This window comes from Sulfurovum sp., assembly GCF_041551015.1.
In the GTDB taxonomy this organism is placed as follows: Bacteria; Campylobacterota; Campylobacteria; order Campylobacterales; family Sulfurovaceae; genus Sulfurovum.
The window spans coordinates 1-4,901 of the sequence record NZ_JBFENQ010000128.1; the positions used below are offsets into that span (position 1 = coordinate 1).

Annotated in this window: 4 protein-coding genes and 1 tRNA gene; 2 read left to right on the forward strand and 3 right to left on the reverse strand. The window is 39.1% G+C overall.

Annotated features, from left to right (window positions below):
- The 3 genes from gatA to ileS form a co-directional block, all read right to left on the reverse strand.
- A partial coding sequence (gatA, locus tag ABZC96_RS08220) for an Asp-tRNA(Asn)/Glu-tRNA(Gln) amidotransferase subunit GatA (RefSeq protein ID WP_373030375.1) occupies window positions 1-1,308 on the reverse strand: 1,308 nt, incomplete at its 3' end.
- The gene (locus ABZC96_RS08225) at window positions 1,305-1,430 is read right to left on the reverse strand and encodes a hypothetical protein (RefSeq protein ID WP_373030376.1); all 126 of its coding nucleotides are present in this window, start codon (window positions 1,428-1,430) and stop codon (window positions 1,305-1,307) included. The genes gatA and ABZC96_RS08225, both read right to left, overlap by 4 nt.
- Complete coding sequence (gene ileS, locus ABZC96_RS08230; RefSeq protein ID WP_373030378.1) at window positions 1,430-4,183, reverse strand: isoleucine--tRNA ligase; 2,754 nt, start codon at window positions 4,181-4,183, stop codon at window positions 1,430-1,432. Before ileS ends, ABZC96_RS08225 begins: the two co-directional genes overlap by 1 nt.
- Window positions 4,184-4,264: 81 nt before the next feature.
- Here ileS and ABZC96_RS08235 point away from each other — a divergent pair, with 81 nt between their 5' ends.
- Complete coding sequence (locus tag ABZC96_RS08235; protein ID WP_373030380.1) at window positions 4,265-4,747, forward strand: CinA family protein; 483 nt, start codon at window positions 4,265-4,267, stop codon at window positions 4,745-4,747.
- Between the two features lie 96 nt (window positions 4,748-4,843).
- Window positions 4,844-4,901, forward strand: a tRNA-Lys gene (locus ABZC96_RS08240).

The following is a 4,901-nucleotide window of genomic DNA, read 5'->3' on the forward strand; positions in this document are numbered from 1 at the left end:
AGCACCGTCAAAAAGCGTTTTTTCGTTAAATGCTTTAGCAATGAGTTGTAAACCTATAGGCATACCTTCATCATCTTTAGCAACAGGTAGTGAAATCGCAGGAAGTCCTGCAAGGTTGATCGCAATCGTATACATATCACTCTTATACATTTCAAGCGGGTCTTCAGATGCACCCATCTTCGGTGCAACAGATGGTGCAACAGGTGAAAGAATAAGATCAGCCTCTTCAAAAATAGCGTTAAACTCATCTCTGATAAGGTGTCTTACTTTTTGTGCTTTGACATAGTATGCATCATAATACCCTGATGAAAGTACAAAGTTACCCAACAAGATACGTCTTTTTACCTCTTCTCCAAATCCTTCAGATCTTGTATTATAGAAAAGTTCTTCTGTATTTTTAGACTCAGCTCTTCTTCCATATCGTACACCATCAAAACGTGCAAGGTTGGTTGCTGCTTCTGCTGTAGCTAAAATATAATAGGTTGCAATATCATACTTTGTGTTTTGCATATTTTTATGTACGATAGTATGTCCAGCTTCTTCAAGTGCGTTAATTGTCTGTGCATACGCTTTTTGTGTATCTGCATCTGCTTCAGAGATATAGTTATCTATCACTGCGATAGTCAGTTTCACATCAGGGTTGATATTATTGGCAATATCTTCTATTTCAAAGTCTGCTGAAGTCGAATCTTTCTCATCATGTCCTTTGATCGCATCATACAAAATAGCTGCATCTTCAACATTCTGGGCTATGGGACCTATCTGGTCAAGTGATGAAGCATATGATGCCAGACCAAAACGACTTACTCTTCCATAAGTTGGTTTCATACCAACTACACCACAGTATGCAGCAGGCTGACGAATAGATCCACCCGTGTCAGAACCCAATGCTGCAATAGCGATACCACCAGCAACCGCAGCAGCTGACCCACCTGAAGATCCACCAGGTACTCTATCAGTTCCATGTGGATTTTTAGTAGGGCCATAAAAAGAGCTCTCAGTTGTTGAACCCATCGCAAATTCGTCCATATTTGCTCTACCAAATGCCATCATTCCCTTAGATTTCATATTGGTGATCACTGTTGCTTCATAAGGAGCTATATAGCCTTGAAGAATTTTAGACCCTGAAGTAACAGACCAGTCTTTAACTTGAATGTTATCTTTGATGAGAATAGGCACACCTTTACCTGAACTTTCAAACCCTACATAGGCATTAAGTCCACTCTCTTTGGCTTTGACTTCAAGTTGGGCTCTGATCTCTTCTAATTCTTCATTAGATTTTGTTAACGCTTCTTTTAGTGTTATCAAGACTTGCTTCCTTTTCTCTTATAATATTCTACTATTACCAACCCTATACCCACCAATCCAAAGATAAAAATGATTGAACCAATGATCACTTCCATTTGTATTGGTTGAGACATATCAAACATTAGGCAACTACCTTAGCACATCTTTCACAAGCACACTCATCGCTAACACTTGTAAATCTCCAACATCTTGGACATTTTGACGCTGTTGCTTTATGTACTGTATAGGTTGATCCATTCACATCAAAAGAAGCTACTCTCTCACCTTCACTACTTGATTTCATTGCTGAAACCACAAACCAGTCTTCAAGGTCTTTACTGTCGTTAATAGCAAATGCGCTTATATCGCCTACGATTTCAACCTCAAGTGTAGACTTCATCAGTTTCTCTTTTTTGAGTTTATCTACTGCTTCAGAGAACTTCACTCTTGCTTCCAAAAGTACCTTATCATCAAAACTTGCTTCAACTGCTGGTACTTCAACATATACAAGATCAAATACATTTTCCATATCACTTTTGAAAAGTGTCGGTGCATATTCAAGTATCTCATCTACAGTGTAAGTCAATACAGGAGCCACAAGTCCCAACATTGCTTTGGCAATATGTGCCATTGCAGACTGTGTTGCTCTTCTTGTATCACTATTTTTATCTTCACAGTATAATCTGTCTTTAGTAATATCCATATAGATACCTGAAAGCTCATTGGTGATGAAGTGATTCAGAGTTGCAAATCCTCTAAGAAAATCATAGGCATCAAAAGAGCTTTTTACTGATGTAAATACTTCTCTGGCTTTAGTAAGTATCCATCTATCTAACTCACCATATGCATCATTTGAAACATATGTTTCAAGATCATCCACATTCGCAAGTAAAAATCTAAACGTGTTTCTTATTTTTCTATACTGTTCAGCCGTTTGCTTTAAAATACCATCAGAAATTTTCAAGTCTGACTGATAATCAGAAAGTGCTACCCACAGTCTGAGAATTTCTGAGCCATACTCTTTAATGACTTTGTCTGGGGAAACCACGTTACCTTTAGACTTAGACATTTTCTCACCTTTCTCATCTACAGTAAACCCGTGAGTAATCAGTGTTTGATATGGTGAAACTTCATTCACAGCTGCTGAAAGCAGTAATGAAGACTGGAACCATCCTCTATGCTGGTCACTTCCTTCTATGTAAAGTGATGCTGGATACTCACCTGCATCATAGTTACCGCTTTTGATCACAGAATTCCAAGTCGAACCAGAATCAAACCATACATCCAGGATATCATCGATCTTTTCTAGATCATCAGCGTTGTACCCTGAATCTTCTGGAAGAAGATCTTCAATACTCATAGAATACCAGGCATCTGCACCTTGAGCATCAAAAAGACTTGCAACATGTTCTAACACTTTTGCATCAAAGATCACTTCTTTTGTACTTTTGATTCTAAAGAAAGCAATAGGTACACCCCAAGAACGCTGACGAGAAATACACCAGTCAGGTCTTCCTTCTATCATCGGCTTGAGACGGTTTTTAGATGTCTTAGGATAAAAATCTACACTTTCAATAGCATTCAGTGCTGTATCTCTTAGTGTATCTTTAGCACCTTGGGCTTTGTCATCTATAGAGATAAACCATTGGTTCGTTGCTCTATAGATCAATGGCTTTTTCGTTCTCCAACAGTGTGGGTATGAGTGAACGAATTTACTCTCTTTTAATAATGAGTCACCCAATATTTCCAAGATAGGCTCATTTGCTTTAAAGATGTGCATCCCTACAAACTCATCTGGGTTAGGAAGGAGATTTAAACCTTTTACACTCTCATCATAGCATCCACGCTCATCTACAGGCATCACGACTTCAAGACCATACTTAAGTCCTACTTTGTAGTCATCTTCACCATGTCCAGGTGCAGTGTGTACACAACCCGTACCGCCATCCATAAGTACATGTTCCCCAAGAATCACTTTAGATGGTCGACCATTTACAGGATTGATTGCCAAAAGATTTTCCATCTCAGTTGCAGCTATTTTTCTGCTTGCTTGTCCAGAAACCACACCTTCTTCTATCATCGTATCATAACGAGCGTCTGCTACGATATGACCATCAGAAGTCAAGACATACATCTCTTCAGGATTTAATGAGATACCTGTATTTGCAGGAAGTGTCCAAGGAGTAGTTGTCCAGATAACAAGCCCTGCTTTACCTTCCAGTCCTAACTTTTCTTTCGCTGCGTCACTGAGTTCAAAATGAACATAGATAGAATAATCTTCTTTATCTTCATACTCCACTTCCGCATCAGCAAGTGCTGTTCTTGCAGCCCATGACCAAAAGATAGGTTTGTGTCTTTCAACCAAAAGACCTTTTTGTGCTACTTCACAAAGTGTCCGATAGATGTTTGCTTCAAATTTAAAGTCCATCGTTACATAAGGATTTTTCCAATCTGCAATGACACCTAAAGCTTTAAAACCGTCTCTTTGTATGTCCACAAACTTCGCGGCATGTGCACGGCAAAGTTCTCTGAACTTCTCTGTAGGCATCGCTTCTTTTTTGTCTTTGCCAAGTTTCTCTTCAACTTTCTGCTCGATAGGCAAACCATGACAGTCCCAACCCGGAGTCATTCGAACTGCTTTACCTTGGAAATAGTTGTATTTTAAAATGATGTCTTTGAGTACTTTATTCAGTGCATGCCCTATATGGATGTCACCATTAGCATAGGGAGGACCATCATGAAGTGTAAACATTTCAGCGCCCGCGCGTTTTGTTTTCATCTGCTCATAAATGTCGGCATCAAACCATGCATTGTATTTTTTAGGTTCATTATTTGGAAGATTTCCACGCATTGGGAAGTCAGTTTTTGGAAGGAGGAGTGTGTCTTTAAAATCCATAGTTGATAATACCTTAGTCTTATATTATCCCGTGATTGTATCTAAAAGACCATTAGAAGCTACTTTTGCTACAATTATCTTATGAAAAATATACAAAATCTAATAGAAAAAATCATTCAACAGTTGACAAAAGAACACAAAACGGTCTCTTTTGCAGAGAGTTGCACTGGTGGTCGTATCGCTGCAGCATTTACAGCTATCTCAGGAGCTTCGGAAGTACTGCATGGTTCCTGTGTGACTTACTCAAATGATATTAAACATCTTTGGTTGGGTGTCAGTGAGGAAGTACTCGAAAAACATGGTGCAGTAAGCCAACCCTGTGTCGTACAAATGCTAGAAGGGATACAGAAAATGGCAGGTTCTGACTATGCTATAGCCGTTTCTGGTATAGCCGGACCGACCGGAGGAACTGAGCTAAAACCTGTAGGAACTGTATATATAGGTGTGCAAACACCTTTTTCACAAGAGGTGTTTCATTGTAACTTTAATGGGCCAAGAGAAGCAGTTCAAGAGCAATCTACTGTATTTGCCATCGAGAAATTAGCTGAAGTGTTGGGAATTTAAAAACATTTCCCATAATTCTCTTGACAATCAAAGGTTTCTGAGCTATAATTCCGTCCACTTATTCAAGTAATGAGTGCAAAAAATGTGTGACCTTTTAGCTCAGTTGGTAGAGCAACTCCCTTTTAAGGAGTGGGCCCATGGTTCGAATCCATGA